Source organism: Piezobacter thermophilus (assembly GCF_055386745.1).
Window position 1 is genome coordinate 1,405,520 of record NZ_AP042380.1, and the last position, 18,012, is coordinate 1,423,531.

19 protein-coding genes and 3 tRNA genes are annotated in these 18,012 nt (G+C 67.4%); 15 read left to right on the top strand and 7 right to left on the bottom strand.

Annotated elements, in window-relative coordinates:
- Nucleotides 1-21 precede the first annotated feature (21 nt).
- From ACZ5CM_RS06795 to ACZ5CM_RS06815, 5 genes are all read right to left on the bottom strand, one after another.
- Nucleotides 22-1,386: a glutamine synthetase family protein gene (locus tag ACZ5CM_RS06795; protein ID WP_464642066.1), complete on the bottom strand. Its 1,365-nt coding sequence runs from the start codon at nt 1,384-1,386 to the stop codon at nt 22-24.
- A gap of 112 nt (nt 1,387-1,498) precedes the next feature.
- On the bottom strand, nt 1,499-2,536 hold the full coding sequence (locus ACZ5CM_RS06800) for a TRAP transporter substrate-binding protein (protein ID WP_464642068.1): 1,038 nt from the start codon (nt 2,534-2,536) through the stop codon (nt 1,499-1,501).
- 83 nt (nt 2,537-2,619) lie between these two features.
- On the bottom strand, nt 2,620-4,122 hold the full coding sequence (locus ACZ5CM_RS06805) for a TRAP transporter large permease (RefSeq protein WP_464642070.1): 1,503 nt from the start codon (nt 4,120-4,122) through the stop codon (nt 2,620-2,622).
- Nucleotides 4,122-4,787: a TRAP transporter small permease subunit gene (locus tag ACZ5CM_RS06810; RefSeq protein ID WP_464642072.1), complete on the bottom strand. Its 666-nt coding sequence runs from the start codon at nt 4,785-4,787 to the stop codon at nt 4,122-4,124. The genes ACZ5CM_RS06805 and ACZ5CM_RS06810 overlap by 1 nt, the downstream gene beginning before the upstream one ends.
- Nucleotides 4,788-4,793: 6 nt before the next feature.
- Nucleotides 4,794-5,600 carry an N-formylglutamate amidohydrolase gene (locus ACZ5CM_RS06815; RefSeq protein WP_464642073.1) on the bottom strand — a complete coding sequence of 269 codons (807 nt, stop codon included), beginning with the start codon at nt 5,598-5,600 and terminating at the stop codon, nt 4,794-4,796.
- A gap of 105 nt (nt 5,601-5,705) precedes the next feature.
- Here ACZ5CM_RS06815 and ACZ5CM_RS06820 point away from each other — a divergent pair, with 105 nt between their 5' ends.
- From ACZ5CM_RS06820 to ACZ5CM_RS06830, 3 genes are all read left to right on the top strand, one after another.
- On the top strand, nt 5,706-6,578 hold the full coding sequence (locus ACZ5CM_RS06820) for a MurR/RpiR family transcriptional regulator (RefSeq protein ID WP_464642074.1): 873 nt from the start codon (nt 5,706-5,708) through the stop codon (nt 6,576-6,578).
- A gap of 230 nt (nt 6,579-6,808) precedes the next feature.
- Nucleotides 6,809-6,885, top strand: a tRNA-Asp gene (locus ACZ5CM_RS06825).
- A gap of 59 nt (nt 6,886-6,944) precedes the next feature.
- Nucleotides 6,945-7,021: transfer RNA gene (locus ACZ5CM_RS06830), tRNA-Asp, on the top strand.
- A gap of 230 nt (nt 7,022-7,251) precedes the next feature.
- Here the strand turns inward: ACZ5CM_RS06830 and ACZ5CM_RS06835 are convergent.
- Nucleotides 7,252-7,326, bottom strand: a tRNA-Thr gene (locus ACZ5CM_RS06835).
- A 215-nt stretch (nt 7,327-7,541) separates the two neighbouring features.
- Between ACZ5CM_RS06835 and ACZ5CM_RS06840 the strand changes: the two genes are divergently transcribed.
- The 12 genes from ACZ5CM_RS06840 to ACZ5CM_RS06895 all read left to right on the top strand — a co-directional run bounded on the left by ACZ5CM_RS06840 (nt 7,542) and on the right by ACZ5CM_RS06895 (nt 16,364).
- Nucleotides 7,542-7,736, top strand: a complete 195-nt coding sequence (locus tag ACZ5CM_RS06840; protein ID WP_464642075.1) for a hypothetical protein — start codon at nt 7,542-7,544, stop codon at nt 7,734-7,736.
- Complete coding sequence (gene murA, locus ACZ5CM_RS06845) at nt 7,736-9,004, top strand: UDP-N-acetylglucosamine 1-carboxyvinyltransferase (RefSeq protein WP_464642076.1); 1,269 nt, start codon at nt 7,736-7,738, stop codon at nt 9,002-9,004. The genes ACZ5CM_RS06840 and murA overlap by 1 nt, the downstream gene beginning before the upstream one ends.
- Nucleotides 9,001-9,480 (top strand): DUF2948 family protein, encoded by a 480-nt coding sequence (locus tag ACZ5CM_RS06850; RefSeq protein ID WP_464642077.1) that lies wholly within the window; start codon nt 9,001-9,003, stop codon nt 9,478-9,480. Before murA ends, ACZ5CM_RS06850 begins: the two co-directional genes overlap by 4 nt.
- 75 nt (nt 9,481-9,555) lie before the next feature.
- Entirely contained in the window at nt 9,556-10,857 is a 1,302-nt protein-coding gene (hisD, locus tag ACZ5CM_RS06855; RefSeq protein WP_464642078.1) for a histidinol dehydrogenase, read from the top strand.
- Between the two features lie 13 nt (nt 10,858-10,870).
- Nucleotides 10,871-11,350, top strand: coding sequence for a UPF0262 family protein (locus ACZ5CM_RS06860; protein WP_464642079.1), 480 nt, complete (start codon nt 10,871-10,873; stop codon nt 11,348-11,350).
- 1 nt (nt 11,351) lies between these two features.
- Nucleotides 11,352-11,831, top strand: coding sequence for an arsenate-mycothiol transferase ArsC (locus ACZ5CM_RS06865; protein ID WP_464642080.1), 480 nt, complete (start codon nt 11,352-11,354; stop codon nt 11,829-11,831).
- A 60-nt stretch (nt 11,832-11,891) separates the two neighbouring features.
- A complete protein-coding gene (locus tag ACZ5CM_RS06870; RefSeq protein ID WP_464642081.1) occupies nt 11,892-12,212 on the top strand; it encodes a PepSY domain-containing protein in 321 nt (106 codons plus the stop codon).
- Nucleotides 12,212-12,883 (top strand): response regulator transcription factor, encoded by a 672-nt coding sequence (locus tag ACZ5CM_RS06875; RefSeq protein WP_464642082.1) that lies wholly within the window; start codon nt 12,212-12,214, stop codon nt 12,881-12,883. The genes ACZ5CM_RS06870 and ACZ5CM_RS06875 overlap by 1 nt, the downstream gene beginning before the upstream one ends.
- The gene (locus ACZ5CM_RS06880; RefSeq protein ID WP_464642083.1) at nt 12,880-14,241 is read left to right on the top strand and encodes a sensor histidine kinase; all 1,362 of its coding nucleotides are present in this window, start codon (nt 12,880-12,882) and stop codon (nt 14,239-14,241) included. The genes ACZ5CM_RS06875 and ACZ5CM_RS06880 overlap by 4 nt, the downstream gene beginning before the upstream one ends.
- Nucleotides 14,242-14,321: 80 nt before the next feature.
- Nucleotides 14,322-15,479, top strand: a complete 1,158-nt coding sequence (locus ACZ5CM_RS06885) for a cytochrome b/b6 domain-containing protein (RefSeq protein WP_464642084.1) — start codon at nt 14,322-14,324, stop codon at nt 15,477-15,479.
- Nucleotides 15,476-15,871 (top strand): DUF1924 domain-containing protein, encoded by a 396-nt coding sequence (locus tag ACZ5CM_RS06890; RefSeq protein ID WP_464642085.1) that lies wholly within the window; start codon nt 15,476-15,478, stop codon nt 15,869-15,871. Before ACZ5CM_RS06885 ends, ACZ5CM_RS06890 begins: the two co-directional genes overlap by 4 nt.
- Nucleotides 15,872-15,902: 31 nt before the next feature.
- A complete protein-coding gene (locus ACZ5CM_RS06895) occupies nt 15,903-16,364 on the top strand; it encodes a diheme cytochrome c (protein WP_464642086.1) in 462 nt (153 codons plus the stop codon).
- A gap of 182 nt (nt 16,365-16,546) precedes the next feature.
- On the opposite strand, the gene ACZ5CM_RS06900 is transcribed toward ACZ5CM_RS06895, so the two are convergent.
- A complete protein-coding gene (locus ACZ5CM_RS06900) occupies nt 16,547-17,977 on the bottom strand; it encodes an amidase family protein (RefSeq protein WP_464642087.1) in 1,431 nt (476 codons plus the stop codon).
- Nucleotides 17,978-18,012: the final 35 nt, after the last annotated feature.

An 18,012-nucleotide genomic window follows, 5' to 3' on the forward strand; every position in this document is an offset into this window, starting at 1 on the left:
ATCCGCGCGGCCGGATTTCCGTCAGGCGCGCTCGAAGCCGCGGGCGATTTCCCAGTCCGTCACCACGCGGTCGAACTCTTCCTGCTCCCACTCGGCGCAGCGCACATAGTGATCCACCACCGCATCCCCCATCGCTGCACGCAGCATGGCCGAACCCCTCAGCATCTCGGTGGCCTCGCGCAGCGTGCGGGGAATCTCCTGCGCCGAATCGTCGGCATAGACATCCCCCTCCACCGGCGGGGCCAGTTCCATGCCCTTCTCGATCCCCGCGATCCCGGCGGCGATCATCGCCGCCAGCGCCAGATAGGGGTTCAGATCCGAGCCCCCGATCCGGCACTCCATGCGCACCGCGCGGGTGCCCTCGCCGCACAGGCGGAAGCCGGCGGTGCGGTTGTCCACCGACCAGGCGATCCGGGTTGGCGCGAAGCTGCCCTTCACGAAGCGCTTGTAGCTGTTCACATAGGGCGCAAGGAAGAAAGTGTAGTCGGGCGCGTGCGCGATCAGCCCGGCGCAGAACTGCCGCATGGTCGTGGACATGCCGTGTTCGGCGCCGGCATCGAAAAAGGCCGGTTCGTTCCCGCGCCACAATGACAGGTGCACATGGCTGGCCGAGCCCACCCGGTCGTGGTGCCACTTGGGCAGGAAACTTGCCGCGTGCCCCTGCGCCCAGGCGATTTCCTTGGTGGCGTGCTTGGCAATGCTGTGATGATCGGCGCAAAGCAGCGCCTCGGCATAGCGGATGTTGAGTTCCTCCTGGCCGGCCTCGGCCTCGCCCTTGGTGTTTTCCACCGGGACCCCGGCGGCGAACAGATGATTGCGCAGCGGGCGCATCACCGCCTCTTCCTTGGTGGTCTGAAGGATGTGGTAGTCCTCGTTGTAGCCCGAAATCGGGGTCAGCTCGCGATAGCCGCCCTTGCGGATTTCGTCGAAACTCTTTTCGAACAGGAAGAACTCCAGCTCGGTCGCGGCCATGGCCGAATATCCCATCTCCTCCAGCCGCGCGATCTGGCGCTTGAGCACCGCCCGCGGAGAATGCGGGATCGGTTCATGGGTGTGATGATCCAGCACGTCGCACAGCACCATCGCCGTGCCCTCCAGCCAGGGCATGGGGCGGATCGTGGCGAGATCGGGCTTCATCACGTAGTCGCCATAACCCGCGGCCCAGCTGGTCGCCTTGTAGCCGTCGGGGGTGGCCATCTCCAGGTCGGTGGCCAGCAGGTAGTTGCAGCAATGGGTCTCTTCCCACGCGCCGTCGATGAAATGCTGCGCGTGGAAGCGTTTGCCCATCAGCCGCCCCTGCATGTCCACCAGGCAGGCCAGCACCGTGTCGATGGACCCGTCCTCGACGCGGGTTTTCAGATATTCAAAGCTCCAGGGCGCAGACATCGGCATTCATCCTGTTGTTGGTCACGGAGCGGCCCCGGCGCAGATCCGGGGCCACTCGGGGTTTTCGTGGCGGCCCCGGAGCGCGCGCGGGCGTCCCGGGGCCGGCTGGGCGTCAGGTATAGCGATAGGGCCGCCCGGCCTTCTCCATGATGGCGTTGTATTCCTTGATCTTGGCCACCACCTTGGCCTTGGTTTCGGATTCGGCGGCGATTTCGTCCCAGAACTTCACCGCCTCGGCCTCGACCTGGGCCCATTCCTCGTCGGGGATCGCGGTCAGTTTCAGCTTGGTGCCGTTGACGCGCAGCGCCGCTTCGCCGCCCCAGTACCACCACTGCCGGCGGTAGTGGCTGGAATCGGTGCAGACCTGGAACAGGGTCTTGAGGTTGTCCGGCAGATCCGCCCAGCGCTGCATGTTGACGAAGAAGTGGCCGATCCACGCCCCCGAGATGTTGTTGGTCAGGAAGTAGTCGGTCACGTCGGCCCAGCCCACGGTGTAGTCCTCGGTGATGCCCGACCAGGCCAGCCCGTCCAGCTCGCCGGTCTGCAATGCCACCTCGGCATCTTCCCACGGGATCGTCACCGGGATCACGCCGAAGCGCGACATGAAGCGCCCGGCGGTGGGGAAGGTGAAGATCTTCAGCCCCTTGAGATCGGCGAGGCTGTTGATCGGCTTCTTGGTGTTGAAGTGGCACGGATCCCACGACCCGGCCGAGACATGCTGCACGCCGACCTTGGCGTATTCCTCCTTCCAGATCTGGTCCAGCCCGTACTGGTTGAACAGCACCGGCACGTCGAGGCTGTAGCGAAGCGCGAAGGGGAAGTAGCCGCCGAACACGGTCACCTCGGTGGGCGAGGCCATCGAGTCGTCGTCCGACTGCACCGCGTCGATGGTGCCCTTCTGCATGGCGCGGAACAGCTCGCCCGTGGGCACCAGCTGGTCGGCGGTGTAAAGCTCGATCTGCATCTCGTCGCCGGCGATGGCGTTGAACTTGTCGATCATTGGCTTGACCACCTGCTCGGCCAGCGCCGGGCCGGCATAGGTCTGCAGGCGCCACTTGATCTTGGCCCCCTGGGCGCGGACGGCCGGGGCGGCCAGCGTTGCGGCGGCGCCGATACCGGCGGTCTTCAGGAACTTGCGTCTTGATGTCATGGTCTCTCTCCTTGTTGAACAGGGTCTCGTCCGGTCCTTGCTTTGCTCGCTCCTTGCCGGAGTTCTGGTTGTTGTCTTGCTCGTCAGTCCCCGTAGATCAGCCCCGGCAGCCACAGGGCGATTTCGGGGAAGATCATGTTCAGCGCCAGCGCCAGCACCATCACCGCGACGAAGGGCACGATCGAGCCGTAGATGTCGCGCATGGTGATCTCCGGCGGGGCCATGGCCCGCATCAGGAACAGATTATAGCCGAAAGGCGGGGTCATGTATGCGATCTGGGTGGTGATCGTGTAGAGCACCCCGTACCAGATCAGATCGAAGCCCAGCGCCCCCACCAGCGGGATGTAGAGCGGCGCCACGATGACCAGCATCGCGGTGTCGTCGAGGAAGGTGCCCATCAGCAGAAAGCTCAGCTGCATCAGGATCAGGATCATCCACGGGCTCAGCCCCAGCTTCTCGGTAAAGAGGCTTTCGATTGCCTTGACCGCGCCCAACCCGTCGAACACCGCGCCAAAGCCCATGGCGGCGACGATGATGAACATGAACATGCAGCTGATGGCGAGCGTCGAACGCACCGATTTCTCGAACACCTTCCAGGTCATCCGCCCCTTCAGCACCGCCGCGAGAAAGGCCGTCATCGCCCCGATGGCCGAGCTTTCGGTCAGCGAGGTCCAGCCCTTCACGAAGGGAAACATCATGGCGAAGAAGATGATCAGCGGCAGCGCGCCGGCGGTCAGCAGGCGGTATTTCTCCTTCAGGTGCAGCTCGCTGACCCAGGGCAGGCGGGTGCGCATCGGATACCATATCACCAGCAGGATCAGGATCACCGCCAGCGCCGTGTCGCCGGCCATCCAGCCGCCCGCTCCGGCCGCGATCAGCCCGATGATGATACCCGTCAGCGGCAGGTCGATGCGCAGCGGGTGATCCGCGTAGCGGTCGTATTCGGCGCGCTCTTCCGGCGTCAGCACCGGTCCCAGAGACGGCGTGATCCGGCAGCGGAACCAGATGTAGAGGACGAACAGCCCCGCCATCATCAGCCCCGGGATCACGCCGGCCAGCCACAGCTGGCCCACCGGCTGGCGGGCGATCATGGCGTAAAGCACCAGCACCACCGAGGGCGGCACCAGGATTCCGAGGCTCGATCCCGCCTGGATCACGCCGGTAATCATCTTCTTGTCATAGCCGCGCTTGAGCAGTTCGGGCAGGGCGATGGTGGCGCCGATGGCCATGCCCGCCACCGAGAGCCCGTTCATGGCCGAGATCAGCACCATCAGCCCGATGGTCCCGATCGCCAGCCCGCCCGAGACCGGCCCCATCCAGACATGGAACATCCTGTAGAGATCATCGGCGATCTTCGATTCCGACAGCACGTAGCCCATGAAGATGAACATCGGCAGCGTCAGAAGCGGATACCATTTCATCAGCTTCATCACCGCCGAGAACGGGATGTCCGACCCCCCCGTCCCCCACAGCCACAGGGCCGAGATCGAGGCCACGAAGCCGATGGCGCCGAAGACACGCTGCCCGGTCAGCAGCATCAGCATCATCGCCGAGAACATGAACAGGGCGATCATCTCCTGCGACATCAGGCGGTCCCCTCCTCGTGATCGTCGTAGATGTCTTCCTCGTGATGCCTGTGGGCGGGTGAGTCGCGGCGCAGGTCGATGCCGCGCAGCTCGGCCAGGTCCTTGAAGAACTCGGCAATCGCCTGCAGCAGCATCAGGAAGATGCCGATGGTGGCGATCACCTTGACCGGCCACAGATAGGGCCGCCAGGCAGTGGGCGAGCGCTCGATGAAGCCCAGCTTGGCGCGGGCGGCCTCGGTCCCCTCGGTCAGGAAGGTGGCGATGAGGTCGCGGAAGAACGCATAGGGCGCATCGCCGAAATAGCCCAGCGAATAGGCGGTCGAGCCGATGGCGCCGTGGATCATCACGGCAAGGTAGAAGACCAGGAACCAGATGGTGAACACGTCCACCCAGGCCTTCTGCCGGGCGCTCCAGCTGCCGTAGAACAGATCCATCCGCACATTCGCGGCCAGCTGGATCGAGTAGGGCCCGCCCATCAGGTAATAGGCGACCAGCGCGAACTGCGCGATTTCCAGCGTCCATTTGGACGGGTAGAAGAAGGTCTTGGAGATCGACGACCACATCAGCACGCCGACCATGACGAAGATGCCGTACATGATGACGCGCCCGATGCGGTAGTTCATCGCATCCACGATGCGGACATAGCCGACGATCAGGCGGGGCATGGTTGCTCAGGCGTCATGTGATGCCTCTCCCTTTTCCTTCAGCCGCCCGGTTGCCTCGCGCAACCAGCGGCCAAGCATCGTGGCCATCTCGCCGCAGGCGGCGGCCGATCCCAGCAGATCGTTGCGCACCTCGATCATCACGTTGAGCAGCCCGCGTTCCAGCCCGTGCCGGCGCAGCGTCCAGGTCACGCCGTCTTCGGGCCCGTAGGGGTCGTTGCGGCCCACGCGCAGCCGGGTATGACGCGCCGCCCCCGCCAGCATGGCGTCGGCAAGCCGGGAATCGCTGTCGTGCAGGATGCCGATCTGTACCTCGCGCCGCCGGCCCAGATAGACCGGCGTGAAGCTGTGCACCGTCACCAGCACCGGCGCCGTGGCACAGCGGTCCAGCGTTTCCGACAGCAGCGCCGAGAACGGTTCGTACACCTCGCGCACCCGCGCGGCCCGGTCGGCCGGGGTCAGGTCCGCGTTGCCGGGCACCGCGAAGCGTTCGCTTCTTGCCGGCATGGCGTCGGGGGCGTCAGGCGGGCGGTTGCAGTCGTAGACCAGCCGGCTGACGCGCGAGGCCACCAGCGGCGCGTCAAGCTCCCGTGACAGCGCCCGCGCCAGATCCAGCGCTCCGATATCCCATGCTGCATGTGAGGCCCGCGCCTCGGCGTCCAGGCCCAGCCCGTTCAGCGCGGCGGGGATGAAGCGGCTGGCATGTTCGCACACCAGGACCATGCCGCCGCCGCCGTCCGGGTTGAGGACATGCGCGGCCGGCCGTTCGTCCTCGGCCAGAAGCGAAGAAGTAGATGAATCGGCAGCAGGGATCATGTGTAACATTGGTTACAGCTCCGGCCGCCCTGTCAACAAAATTTCTGTAGCCATAGCTTCACCCGGGATATATCCTGTAAAAAATGCTAGATTTCAGGCCGGCCGGTGTCGTTCAGAAGCAAACTCGTCAAGCAGAAGCTGCAGGACCGCATGGAGGATCTCACCCGGTCCGAGCGGCAGCTGGCGGCGATCCTCATGCAGGACTATCCGATGGCCGGGCTGCAATCGATCACCAAGCTGGCCGCGCAGGCGGGGGTGTCCACGCCCACCGTCATCCGCATGGCGCGCAAGCTGGGCTTCGAGGGGTTTCCGGGGCTGCAGGATGCGCTGCGCGGAGAATTGGCCGCGCAGATCAAGAAGCCGATCTCCAAGCGCGACGCCTGGGCTGCCGAGGCCGCCTCGGGCCATGTCCTGACCCGCTTTGCCGAGGCGGTGTCGGAAAACATGCGCCATACGCTGGACCGGCTGGATCTCGAGGCTTTCGACAGGGTGGTCCGGCTGCTGGCCGATACCTCGCGTCATGTTCACGTGGTTGGCGGCCGGATCACGCGGTCGAATGCGGACTACTTGTTCAACCACCTCCAGATCATCCGCCCGAAGGTGACGCAGCTGGGCAATTCCGCCAATGTCTGGCCGCAATACCTGCTGGACATGGATGACCGTTCGGTTCTGGTGGTGTTCGATATCCGCCGCTACGAGGCCGATCTCGAGCGGCTGGCGCAGCTTGCAGGGGACCGGGGCGCGACGGTGATCCTGTTCACCGATCAGTGGGGCTCGCCCATCGGGCGGGTGGCGGATTTCACCTTCAACGGGCTGGTCGAGGCGCCGTCGAGCTGGGATTCGACGATTGCGCTGATGCTGGTGATCGAGGCGCTGATCGCCGAGGTGCAGGAGGCGCGCTGGGAGGAAAGTCGCGAGCGGATCGAGGAGCTGGAAGCCATGTTTTCCTCGACCCGCCTGTTCCGGTCGCAGGGATAGGTCCGGGCGGTCGAGGACGTCTCCGGCCGGGAGTGCCGCGCTGCGCCGGGCCGGGCGCTGCGCCATGGGCGGGGGCTCTTCCCGGTGCCCAGGGCGGTTGGCTGGCGGCTCTGTTGCCCGCCGGCCCGAAATTTCCCGGCCCCTTCGATTTTTCGGAAACTCCGCTTGACGGGGCAGGGGCGTCGCCATAATACACCCCAACATTCCGGTTGTTACCGGATCGGCAGCGAGCGGTTGTAGCTCAGTTGGTTAGAGTACCGGCCTGTCACGCCGGGGGTCGCGGGTTCGAGTCCCGTCAACCGCGCCACTGCCGTCCGATCCGGCGCCCGGATGTCCTTGCGGTGGTTCGTCCACCTGCGAAAATGCGCGGTTGTAGCTCAGTTGGTCAGAGTACCGGCCTGTCACGCCGGGGGTCGCGGGTTCGAGCCCCGTCAACCGCGCCATTTCCCCCCCTTTCCCGCATGTTCTTCTGCCGACCGGCAAGGCAGTGCCGGGTCGCATTGGAACGAAGTCGCGGGATTTCCGCGATGTCGGGGCGGCTTGGCCCCGAGGATCCGCTCCGCGCAGGGCGGATGCGATCAGCATGCGACATGCTCTCGTGCAGACAGGGGTGCGGGGTTTTCCGGCCCTTTGCAGGGCTCTTGCAAGCCGTTGGTTTCGGGTCGCGATTTCATGGTGCTGCCGGAGAGATTTGAACTCTCGACCTCTCCCTTACCAAGGGAGTGCTCTACCCCTGAGCTACGGCAGCGCCGTGGGCGGGTGATTAGACGCAATCACCAGGGGGTGCAAGATCGATTTGCGAAAATTTTTGGGGTCTGCGCGGGAGATCCGGCGGCGGTTGCGGAGGGTGAGGCGGGGGGCTCTGCCCCCCGAACCCCCCGGAGTATTTCCGGCAAGAGGAAGGAAGCGGGTGCGCAGTGCTGGCTGCTGGACCACGAATTGCCGCGCGTGTAGAGAGGGGGCATGGCAGTGAAACGCAGATCCGGCAGCAGCGGAGCGTCGGCCTCCGCGCGGGAGGAACGGCTCAAGGCCGCGCTGAAGGCCAACCTGGCGCGGCGCAAGGCGCAGGCGCGGGCACGGGCGGCCTCGGGCGCGGAAGATGCGAAATCGGGTCGGGAAGCGGAAACCGGCAAGAGCAGGAACGGAGATCGGGGCTGATGGATTCCATTGTGGTGACGGGGAACGGCCCGTTGAGCGGGCAGATTCCGATTGCGGGGGCCAAGAATGCCTGTCTGACCCTGATGCCGGCCACGCTGCTGAGCGACGAGCCGCTGACGCTGACCAATGCCCCGCGGTTGTCGGATATCCGCACCATGACGGCGCTGCTGGAATCGCTGGGCGCCGAGGTGCAGAGTCTTCAGGGCGGGCGGGTTCTGGCCATGTCGAGCCATGACCTGACCAACCTGACCGCGCATTACGATATTGTGCGCAAGATGCGTGCGTCGATCCTGGTTCTGGGGCCGCTGCTGGCCCGGCACGGGCGGGCGGTGGTGTCGCTGCCTGGGGGCTGTGCGATCGGGGCGCGGCCGGTGGATCTGCATCTGCGGGCGCTGGAGGCGCTGGGCGCCGAGATGGAGCTGCGTGATGGCTATGTTCATGCCCGCGCGCCCGGCGGGTTGCGCGGCGGGGAGGTGGCGTTTCCCTTCGTCTCGGTGGGGGCGACCGAGAATGCCCTGATGGCGGCGACCCTGGCGCGCGGGACCACGGTCCTGAAGAACGCTGCGCGCGAGCCCGAGATCGTCGATCTGGCCGCTTGCTTGAACACCATGGGTGCCCGCATCGAGGGGGCGGGAAGTTCGACCATCACCATCGAGGGGGTGGACAGCCTGCACGGGGCCACCCATCCGGTGGTGGCCGACCGGATCGAGCTGGGCACCTACATGCTGGCTCCGGCGATCTGCGGCGGCGAGGTGGAGCTTGTGGGCGGGCGGCTGGATCTGGTGGCGGCCTTCGTCGAGAAGCTGGGCGAGGCGGGGATCGAGGTGACCGAGACCGAGGCCGGGCTGAAGGTGACGCGCGGGGAGGGGCGGGTGCGGGCGGTGGATGTGGTGACCGCGCCCTTTCCCGGCTTTCCCACCGATCTGCAGGCGCAGATGATGGCGCTTTTGTGCACCGCCGACGGGGTCAGCCGGCTGGAGGAGCGGATCTTCGAAAACCGCTTCATGCATGCCCCCGAGCTGATGCGGATGGGGGCGAAGATCGATGTGCATGGCGGCACGGCGACGGTGACCGGGGTCGAGCGGCTGCGCGGGGCGCCGGTGATGGCCACCGACCTGCGGGCCAGCGTCTCGCTGATCCTTGCCGGGCTGGCGGCCGAGGGCGAAACCGTCGTCAACCGGGTCTATCATCTCGACCGCGGATATGAGCATGTGGTGCGCAAGCTGCAGAACGTTGGTGCGAAGATAGAACGGATCAGGGGCCAATGACGGGTGACGCGACATTCGAGGAGGGGCGCGAGGCGCCGCTCTATCTGGGGGCGCTGGACGAGGAGGACCTGAAGGTTCTCGCCGCGCTGGTGCAGGACGCGGTGTTTCCGGCCTCGGAAATGTCGTGGCTGCCGCGCAAGCGCCGATTCGCGATCCTGCTCAACCGTTTCCGCTGGGAGGATGCCGACGCCGCCCGCCGGCGCGGTCGCGATTTCGAGCGGGTGCAGGCGTTGCTGGTGGTGGACAACGTGCTGCGCGTCTCCAGCCAGGGGGTGGACCCGCGCGACCGCGAGGTGGTGTTGTCGCTGCTGGATGTCACCTTTGAGCCGGGCGAAGACGGCGCCGGGCAGGTGCTGCTGACGCTGGCCGGCGACGGGGCGATCCGGCTGGAGGTGGAGGCGCTGGAGGTCACGCTCAAGGACGTCACGCGCCCCTATCGCGCGCCTTCGGGCAAGGCTCCCTCGCATCCGCTGTGACGTGGGCGCCGCCGGTTGCCTTGTTTGCGCCGGGCAGGGTCTGTATGTGGCGCTGAAAATGCTCAGGAGAGAGAGATGCCCGCCTTTCTGAACAGCCTCGATCCCGGTTTCGAGGCCGCCTTCGCCGACCTGCTGGCGGCCAAGCGCGAGGACAGCCCCGATGTGGATGCGGTGGTGGCCGAAATCATCGCCGATGTGCGTGCGCGCGGGGATGCGGCGCTCATCGAACTGACCGCGCGGTTCGACCGGCTGCAGCTTACGCCCGAACGGCTGGCGATTTCGCGCGAGGAGGTCGATGCCGCAATCGCGCGCGTGCCTGAAGCCGAACGCGCCGCACTCGAACTGGCCGCCCGGCGCATCCGCGCCTATCACCGGCGCCAGATGCCCGCCGATGACAGCTGGACCGATGAGACCGGCGCCATGCTGGGCTGGCGCTGGACGCCGGTGGCGGCGGCGGGGCTCTATGTGCCTGGGGGGCTGGCCTCGTACCCGTCCTCGGTGCTGATGAACGCCATCCCCGCCAAGGTCGCCGGCGTCGGGCGGCTGGTGGTGGCGGTGCCGACGCCGGGGGGCGAGGTGAACCCGCTGGTGCTGCTGGCCGCGCGCATCGCCGGGGTGGACGAGATCTACCGCATCGGCGGGGCGCAGGCGATTGCGGCGCTGGCCTGGGGCACCGAAACCATCGCCCCGGTGGACAAGATCACCGGCCCCGGCAATGCCTATGTCGCCGCGGCCAAGCGGCGGGTCTTCGGCAAGGTCGGGATCGACATGATCGCCGGGCCGTCGGAAATCCTGGTGATTGCCGATGCGGACAACGATCCCGACTGGATCGCGCTCGACCTGCTCAGCCAGGCCGAGCATGACGAAAGCGCGCAATCCCTCTTCATCACCCCGGATGAGGGGTTTGCCCGCGCCGTGGCGGCGGCGGTGGAGCGGCGCCTGCAGGATCTCGAGCGGCGCGCCATCGCCGGGGCCAGCTGGCGCGATTTCGGCGCGGTGATCGTGGTGCGCGATCTTGACGAGGCGGCCGCGCTGTCCGACCGCATCGCCCCCGAGCATCTGGAGCTGTGCGTCTCCGACCCCGAGGCCCTGGCGGGGAAATGCCGCCATGCGGGGGCGATCTTCCTCGGCCCCTGGACGCCCGAGGCCATCGGCGACTATGTGGGCGGGCCGAATCACGTGCTGCCTACGGCGCGCTCGGCGCGGTTTTCCTCGGGGCTGAGCGTGATGGATTTTCTCAAGCGCACCACGCTGGCGCGGATGACTCCGCAGGCGCTGGCCGCCATCGGAGAGGCGGCCGAGACGCTGGCGCGTTCGGAAAGCCTGCAGGCCCATGGCCTGTCGGTGCGGGCGCGGCTGGACCGGATGGAGGGGTAGGGGGCGCGGGGACATGTCACGGATCATCGACATCTCGCTGGACGACACCGGCCTGCCGACCCCCACCCCCGAGATCGAGCAGGAGCGCAAGGTCGCCATCTTCGACCTGCTGGAGGAAAACAGCTTCGACCTGCCCGCGCGCGAGGGCCGGGTCGTGCCCGAAGGCCCCTACCGGCTGCACCTGTCGATCCGCAACAAGCGGCTGGTCTTCGACATCGAGACCGAATCGGGCCACAAGGCGGCCGAGTTCCACCTTTCGCTGGGGCCGTTCCGGCAGGTGGTGAAGGATTACTTCCAGATCTGCGAAAGCTATTTCAATGCCGTCAAGACCCTGCCTCCCAGCCAGATCGAGACCATCGACATGGCCCGGCGCGGCATCCACAACGAAGGCAGCCGGGTGCTGAAGGAGCGGCTGGAGGGCAAGGCCGAGATCGACGACGACACCGCCCGGCGCCTCTTCACCCTGATCTGCGTCCTGCATTTCGGGGGCTGAGGTGGTCGCGCCGCTCCCCCAGTCGGTCCTGTTCTGCTGCGATCACAACGCGTGCCGCTCTCCCATGGCCGAGGGGATCATGAAGAAGTTCTACGGCCGCGGCACCTATGTGCAGTCGGTGGGCGTGCGCAGCGAGATGGAGATCGACGGCTTTGCCATTGCCGTGTGCAAGGAAATCGGGGTCGAGCTGTCCCGGCACAGATCGCGCTCTTTCGACGACATGGAACAATGGGGCGATGATCTGTCCTCTTTCGATCTGGTGGTGGCGCTGTCCCCGGCCAGCCTGCGCCGGGCCCAGGAGCTGACCCGCTATTTCCATCTGGAGGTGGAATACTGGCAGATCCTCGATCCCACCGGCCTTGGCGAGACGCGCGAGGACAAGCTGAACGCCTACCGCCAGGCGCGCGACCAGATCGTGGCCCGGCTGATCGGCAAATGGGGCACGCCGGTCTCCGAGGATCCGAACCGGGCCGGCGGCTGACATGTGCGAAGATGCGCCGATGTCAGTGGATTGTCAGGCCGCCAGGTCCATACTGTCCCGATGAAGCTGCGCATCCTTCCGATTCTTCTGCTTGCCTCTGCCCAGCCGGTGCCGGTTCGGGCCTCGGACGACAACCTGCGCGCGCGCGCGGCGGTCGAAGCGCAACAGGCGCTGCCGCTGGCCGAGATCCTGCCCGGCATCCTCGAACGGTTCGACGCCAGCCTGCTGGAGGCCGAATTCGAAAGCGACCGCCACGGGCCGGTCTATGAATTCGAACTGATCACCGGATCGGGGCAGATGATCGAGGTAAAGGTTGACGCGGCCACCGGCGAGGTGATCGAAATCGAAGGAGATCGCAGCGAGGAAGGGATGGAAGACTGATGCGGGTTCTGGCGGTCGAGGACGACCCCGATATCCTGGCGGATGTGAAGGCGGCGCTTGAATCTTCGGGTTTCAGCGTGGACACCTGCGAAGACGGCGAAGAGGCGTGGTTTCTCGGCGATACCGAGGATTACGTTCTGGTGGTTCTCGATCTGGGCCTTCCGGGCATGGACGGGCTGAGCGTGCTCAAGCGCTGGCGTGCAAATGGCCGTGAGATGCCGGTGCTGGTACTGACCGCCCGCGGCGCCTGGCACGAGCGCGTCGAGGGCATCGAGGCCGGCGCCGACGACTACCTGCCCAAGCCCTTCCGCATGGAGGAACTGGTCGCCCGGGCGCGGGCGCTGGTGCGTCGTTCGGGCGGGATGGGGGCTCCGGTGCAGCGCGTGGGCGATCTGACCGTGGACACCAACCGGATGACGGTGGCGCTGCGCGGCGTTCCGGTGCCGGTGACGGCGCTCGAATATCGCCTGCTGGCCTATCTGCTGCTCAACCGCGACCGGACCGTGCCGCCGGGCGAATTGCTGGAGCACCTCTACGGCGACGACGACGCGCGCGAAGCCAACGCGCTCGAGGCGGTGGTGGCGCGGCTGCGGCGCAAGCTGGGCAAGGGGGTGATCGGCACCCGCCGAGGCTTTGGCTATTTCCTCGAGTCCGGGAGGGGCGGCGGGTGAAGGGGCGCTCGCTGCGGCTGCGGCTCGTCGCAGCCAGCACGATTTCGGTGATGGCGGCGCTGGCGCTGGCCTTTTTCGGTCTGACCCGGCTGTTTGCCTCGCATGTGGAGCGCCAGGCGGTGCATGAGCTGACCGTGCAGCTCGACCAGCTTCTGGCCGGGATCGAGCGCGACGCCGACGGCCGGCTGGTGGTGCGTGACGGGCCGCGCGATGCCCGCTTCGTCCGGCCCCTGGGCGGGCTTTACTGGCAGGTCGAGGCCGAGGGCCGGCAGTTGCGCTCGCGGTCGCTGTGGGATTTCGTCATGCCCCTGGCCGCAGAGGAGCTGTCCGACGGCACCGTCCATGTCCGCACCCTGCCGGGGCCGGGGGGCACGCGGCTGCTGGCGGTGCAGCGCCGGGTGATCCTGCCCGCCCGGCTGGGCCGTGTGCCCCTGGTTGCGGCGGTGGCCACCGATACCCGGCGGCTGGAAAAGGCGGTCGAGGAATTCCGCGAGGACCTGCTGCCCTATACCGGGCTGCTGGCGGTGTTCCTGATCGCGGCGGCGGGGATCCAGGTGGTCGTGGGTCTGCGCCCGCTCGACACGGTCGGGCGCAAGGTGGCCAGGGTGCGCTCGGGCGAGATCTCGCGCCTGGGCTCGGAATTCCCTTCCGAAATCCAGCCCCTTGCGCAAGAGGTCGATGCATTGCTGGCCCAACGCGAACGCGACATCGAGCAGGCCCGCCGGCGCGCCGGGGATCTGGCGCATGGGCTCAAGACCCCGCTTCAGGCGCTTCTGGGCGAGGCCGGTCGGCTGCGCGCGGCCGGGCAGGAAGCGGCAGCCGATGCGATCGAGCAGATCACCGACACCATGCGCCGGCACGTGGATCGGGAACTTGCGCGGGTGCGCGTGGCCGCCCGCGCGGCTTCGGCGCAATGCGACCTGGCCGAGGTTGCCGGGCGGGTGGTCGCGGTGGTGCGGCGCGCGGCCGGGGGAGAGAGGGGCGACGAACTGCTGTGGCAGCTGGACATCCCGGCCGGAACCCTTGTCGCGGCCGAGGCCGAGGACGTGCTGGAGATCCTCGGCGCGCTGGTGGAAAATGCCGCCCGCTACGCCCGGAAGCGGGTCAGCCTGAGCGCCGCCGAGCAGGACGGGCGCGTGGTTCTGTCGGTCGAGGATGACGGCCCCGGAATGCCCGACGACCTGATCGGCCGCCTCGGTTCGCGGGGGGTGCGTGCCGATGAAAGCGGCCCCGGAACCGGGCTGGGCCTGGCCATCGCCCGCGAGGTGGCCGAGGCCCTGGGCGGCGGGCTGGAGCTTGGCCGGGGGGCTCTGGGCGGCTGCCGGATCCGGGTCGTCCTGCCACGGGCGGCAACCTGACAATTCGCTGACAGCGCGGATCAGGGAGCGATCAGCGCCCCTTTGCGAAACTCCTCCCGAGTTCAGCAAAGGCCGTTCGGATGATGAATCAGTCGCAGATCCTCGCCCCCGATGCGCGCGCCGCCCGGCACCAGGTCTGGGACGTTTCCCTGCGCCTGTTCCACTGGTCGCTGGCCGCGTCGGTCACGGTTTCGCTGGTGAGCGGCTTTCTTCTGGATGCATCGTGGATCCGGCTGCACCTGAGTGCGGGCACGCTCGCGGTGATCCTCGTGGTGGCGCGGATCGTCTGGGGGTTTGCCGGTCCGACCTATGCCCGGTTCGCGCAGTTCCTGCCGCGCCCGGGCGCGCTGCGCGCGCATCTGCGCGAACAGCTCGCCGGGGCGCCCCATCGTCGCCATATCGGTCACAACCCGCTGGGCGCGCTGATGGTGGTGGCGCTGCTGCTGATCGTTCTGCTGCTGGGCGTCACCGGCCTTGCCTGGCTCGGCGGCGGGCTGAAGACCGGACCGCTGGCCACGTTCCTGCCGGCCACGCAGACCGGGTTGTGGTCCGAGACCCATGAAGTCCTGGCCGCGGTCATCCTCGGCCTGATTGCGCTGCATCTTGGCGGCGTGATTCATGAAAGCCGCCGCAGTGGCGAAAACCTGGCTCGGGCCATGGTCACCGGCTGCAAGGAGGCCCGCTCGGGCGACGTGGTCGCCCCGCAACGGCCGGCCAGGCCGATCGTGGCGGCGGCAGTGGTCTTGGCCCTGCTGGCCTCGGGCGGTGCGGCGGTGGTCGCCTTTTCAGGCCGGCCGCTGCAGGACCCGCCGGTGGCGGCGGCCGATTTCCCCCCCGTTTACGCCGATGAATGCGCCGCCTGTCACATGGCCTATCACCCGGCGCTGAGATCGGCCCCGTCCTGGCAGGCGCTGATGGCCCGGCTCGGCGACCATTTCGGCGAGGATGCCAGCCTGCCCGACGAGACGGGCGCCGAGATCACCGCCTGGCTGACCGCTCATTCGGCCGAAACGGTGGACAATTTCCCGGCCAGCCTGTGGCGCGATCTGCCGCCCGTGCCGGTCGTGGCCCTGCCCGACACCCCGCAATGGCAGGAGCTGCACGAGAACGTGGATCCGGCGCTTTTCAAGCGGCGCGCGGTCTATTCGCGGTCGAACTGTGCGGCCTGCCACCGTGACGCTGAAAGCGGCTGGTTCAGCCCCTTCGCAATTTCCATTCCAAAGGAGAACACACAATGAAAAAAGCCCTGATCCTGTCCGTCCTGCTGGCGATGGCGTCTCCGGCCATGGCCGGGGACACCTCGCCCAGGGCGCTGATCGAGGCCTACAGCGCGCAGTCCGGTTCAGCCCCGGTGCCCGAGAACGGCAAGGCCCTGTTCCTGGGCAAGCATACGGGGGGCAAGCCGGATACACCCTCCTGCTCGACCTGTCACACGAACGATCCCCGCAAGGGCGGTCAGGCCCGGACCGGAAAGCCGATCGACCCCATGGCCCCGTCGGTGAACCCCAACCGGTTCACGGACACGAAATTCGTCGAGAAATGGTTCCGCCGCAACTGCAAGTCGGTCCTTGGGCGCGAATGCAGCGCGCAGGAAAAGGCGGACATCATCGCCTGGCTGAGCAGCCTGTGACGGACAGATGAGACAACGGAAAGGATTACACATGAAACGCAGCATTCTTCTTGCCTCGCTCATCCTCGTGGCGATGCCCGCGTTTGCCGATGACGGACGCCTGATCCGGCCGGTGACGAACGCATTGACCCAGGCCGAGTGCAGCGCCTGCCACATGGCCTATCCGGCCGGGTTCCTGCCGGCCCGGTCGTGGCAGAAGATCATGGCCACGCTCGAGGATCATTTCGGCGAGGACGCGTCGCTGGACGAAGCCAGCCGCGCCGAGATCGAGGCCTGGCTGGTGGCCAATGCCGCCGATGCCGGCGGGCGGCGATCGGGGGTGCTGCGGCGGCTGGATGCCGCTGACACGCCCATGCGAATTTCCGAACTGCCGTGGTTCAGGCGCGAACACAGCCGCGAGGTGTCGCCGCGCTGGCTGAAGAAGGCCGGGTCCTGGGCCAACTGCAATGTCTGCCACCGCGGCGCGGAAAAGGGCTACTTCGAGGACGACTGACCCCCCAGCCCGTCCGGCTGCCGGTCGCATGGGCCGGTGGCCGGGCGGCACCCACGCCTCTTCCGGGGCCGCTGATTTGCGGCCGAGGCACATGGGCGCCGGTCAGTCCCACCCCGCAGGGCCGGCGCGCGGCTCGCCCACGGGCGGGCAGGCGGGCACGACCGGAAGCGTGCCCGCCCTCTTCACCCCATCCGGTCCCAGAGCATGTCGCACATCCGCCCCAGCCGTGCCTCGATCGCGCCTGCGGCATCGATGGCCAGGTCCTCGCGCCAGCGCCGGGCGACGATCTGCACGTTGATCGGCACCGGCCCGTCGGCAAGTTCGGCCAGGCGCACCGGCACGCAGGCGGCAGGCAGGCCCATGAAGTTCATCGAATAGGACCACAGCGCCGATCCCAGCGCCTCGCGCACGCCGTCGGCGCCTTCGGTATCGCGGTCGGGGCGGAAGAAGGGTTGCGGCAGGAACGGGGTCAGCACCAGCGGGAAGCGTTCCAGAAACAGCGACCATTCGCGCGCGTAATGGCTGCGCTGGGCCATCACCTGCAACAGCTCGGCCCCCTGAAAGGGAGGGAACTGCGCGTAATATTCGTCGAAGATCGCGTTCAGCGTGGGCGAGCCGTATTTGCGCAGATCCTCGCCCATGAGCGCCTGCATCTCGCCCATCAGCGCGCGATAGCCGTCCAGTGCCGCCTCGCGCAGCACGGGGGGGGGCATTTCCTCTACCTTGTATCCGGCATCCACCAGCGCGTCGCGGGCCATGTCGAGGGCGCGGGAGACCTCGGGGTGCAGGTCGAATTCCCAGGTTTCCTTGGTGAAGGCAACGCGAATCGGGATCTCGGGCCGGGCGCCGCGCCAGGGCAGGGGGACGTGGAAGGGGTCGCGCGGGTCGGGGGCGGCGAGATGCGGCATCGCAAATCCCAGGTCGGCCGCGGTGCGCGCGATCAGCCCCTGCACCGACATCGACTGGGCCAGCATCCCCCGTTCGGCGCTCTGGCTCGGGTTCCAGGCGGGCACCCGGCCAAGTCCGGGCTTGATCGCCACCGCGCCGGTGGCGGCGGCGGGAAAGCGCAGCGAGCCGCCAATATCGTTGCCGTGCCCCAGCGGCACCATGCCGGCCATCACCGAGACCGCCGCCCCGCCCGAGGAGCCGCCGCAGGAGATGTGGTCGCCCCAGGGGTTGCGGGTGCGGCCGTAAAGCGGGTTGTCGGTATCGGCGCGGAAGGAGAATTCGGGCGTGTTGGTGCGTCCGATCACCACCGCGCCGGCCTTCAGCAGATTGTCCACCACCGGAGCGTTGGCGGGGGCGATCAGGTCCTTCAACGCGGGCACGCCGTTGGTGGTGGCGTGGCCCTTCTGGTCCACATTGACCTTGATCGTCACCGGCACGCCGAAAAGCGGCCCCGTGCGTCGGCCTTCGGCGCGGGCGCGGTCAAGGTCGCGGGCGCGTTCCAGGGCCTCGTCGGCGAGGTTTTCGACCACGGCGTTGAGCCGGGGATTGGTCGCGTTCATGCGGTCGATGGCGGCGCGGGTGACGGCCTCGACGGTAATGTCTCCGGCAAGCGTCCGGGTGGCGATCTCGGCGGCGCCCAGGCGCCACAGGTCTGTATTCGGCATGGTTATTCTCTCCCGCGGAGCAGCGTAAGCGCCTT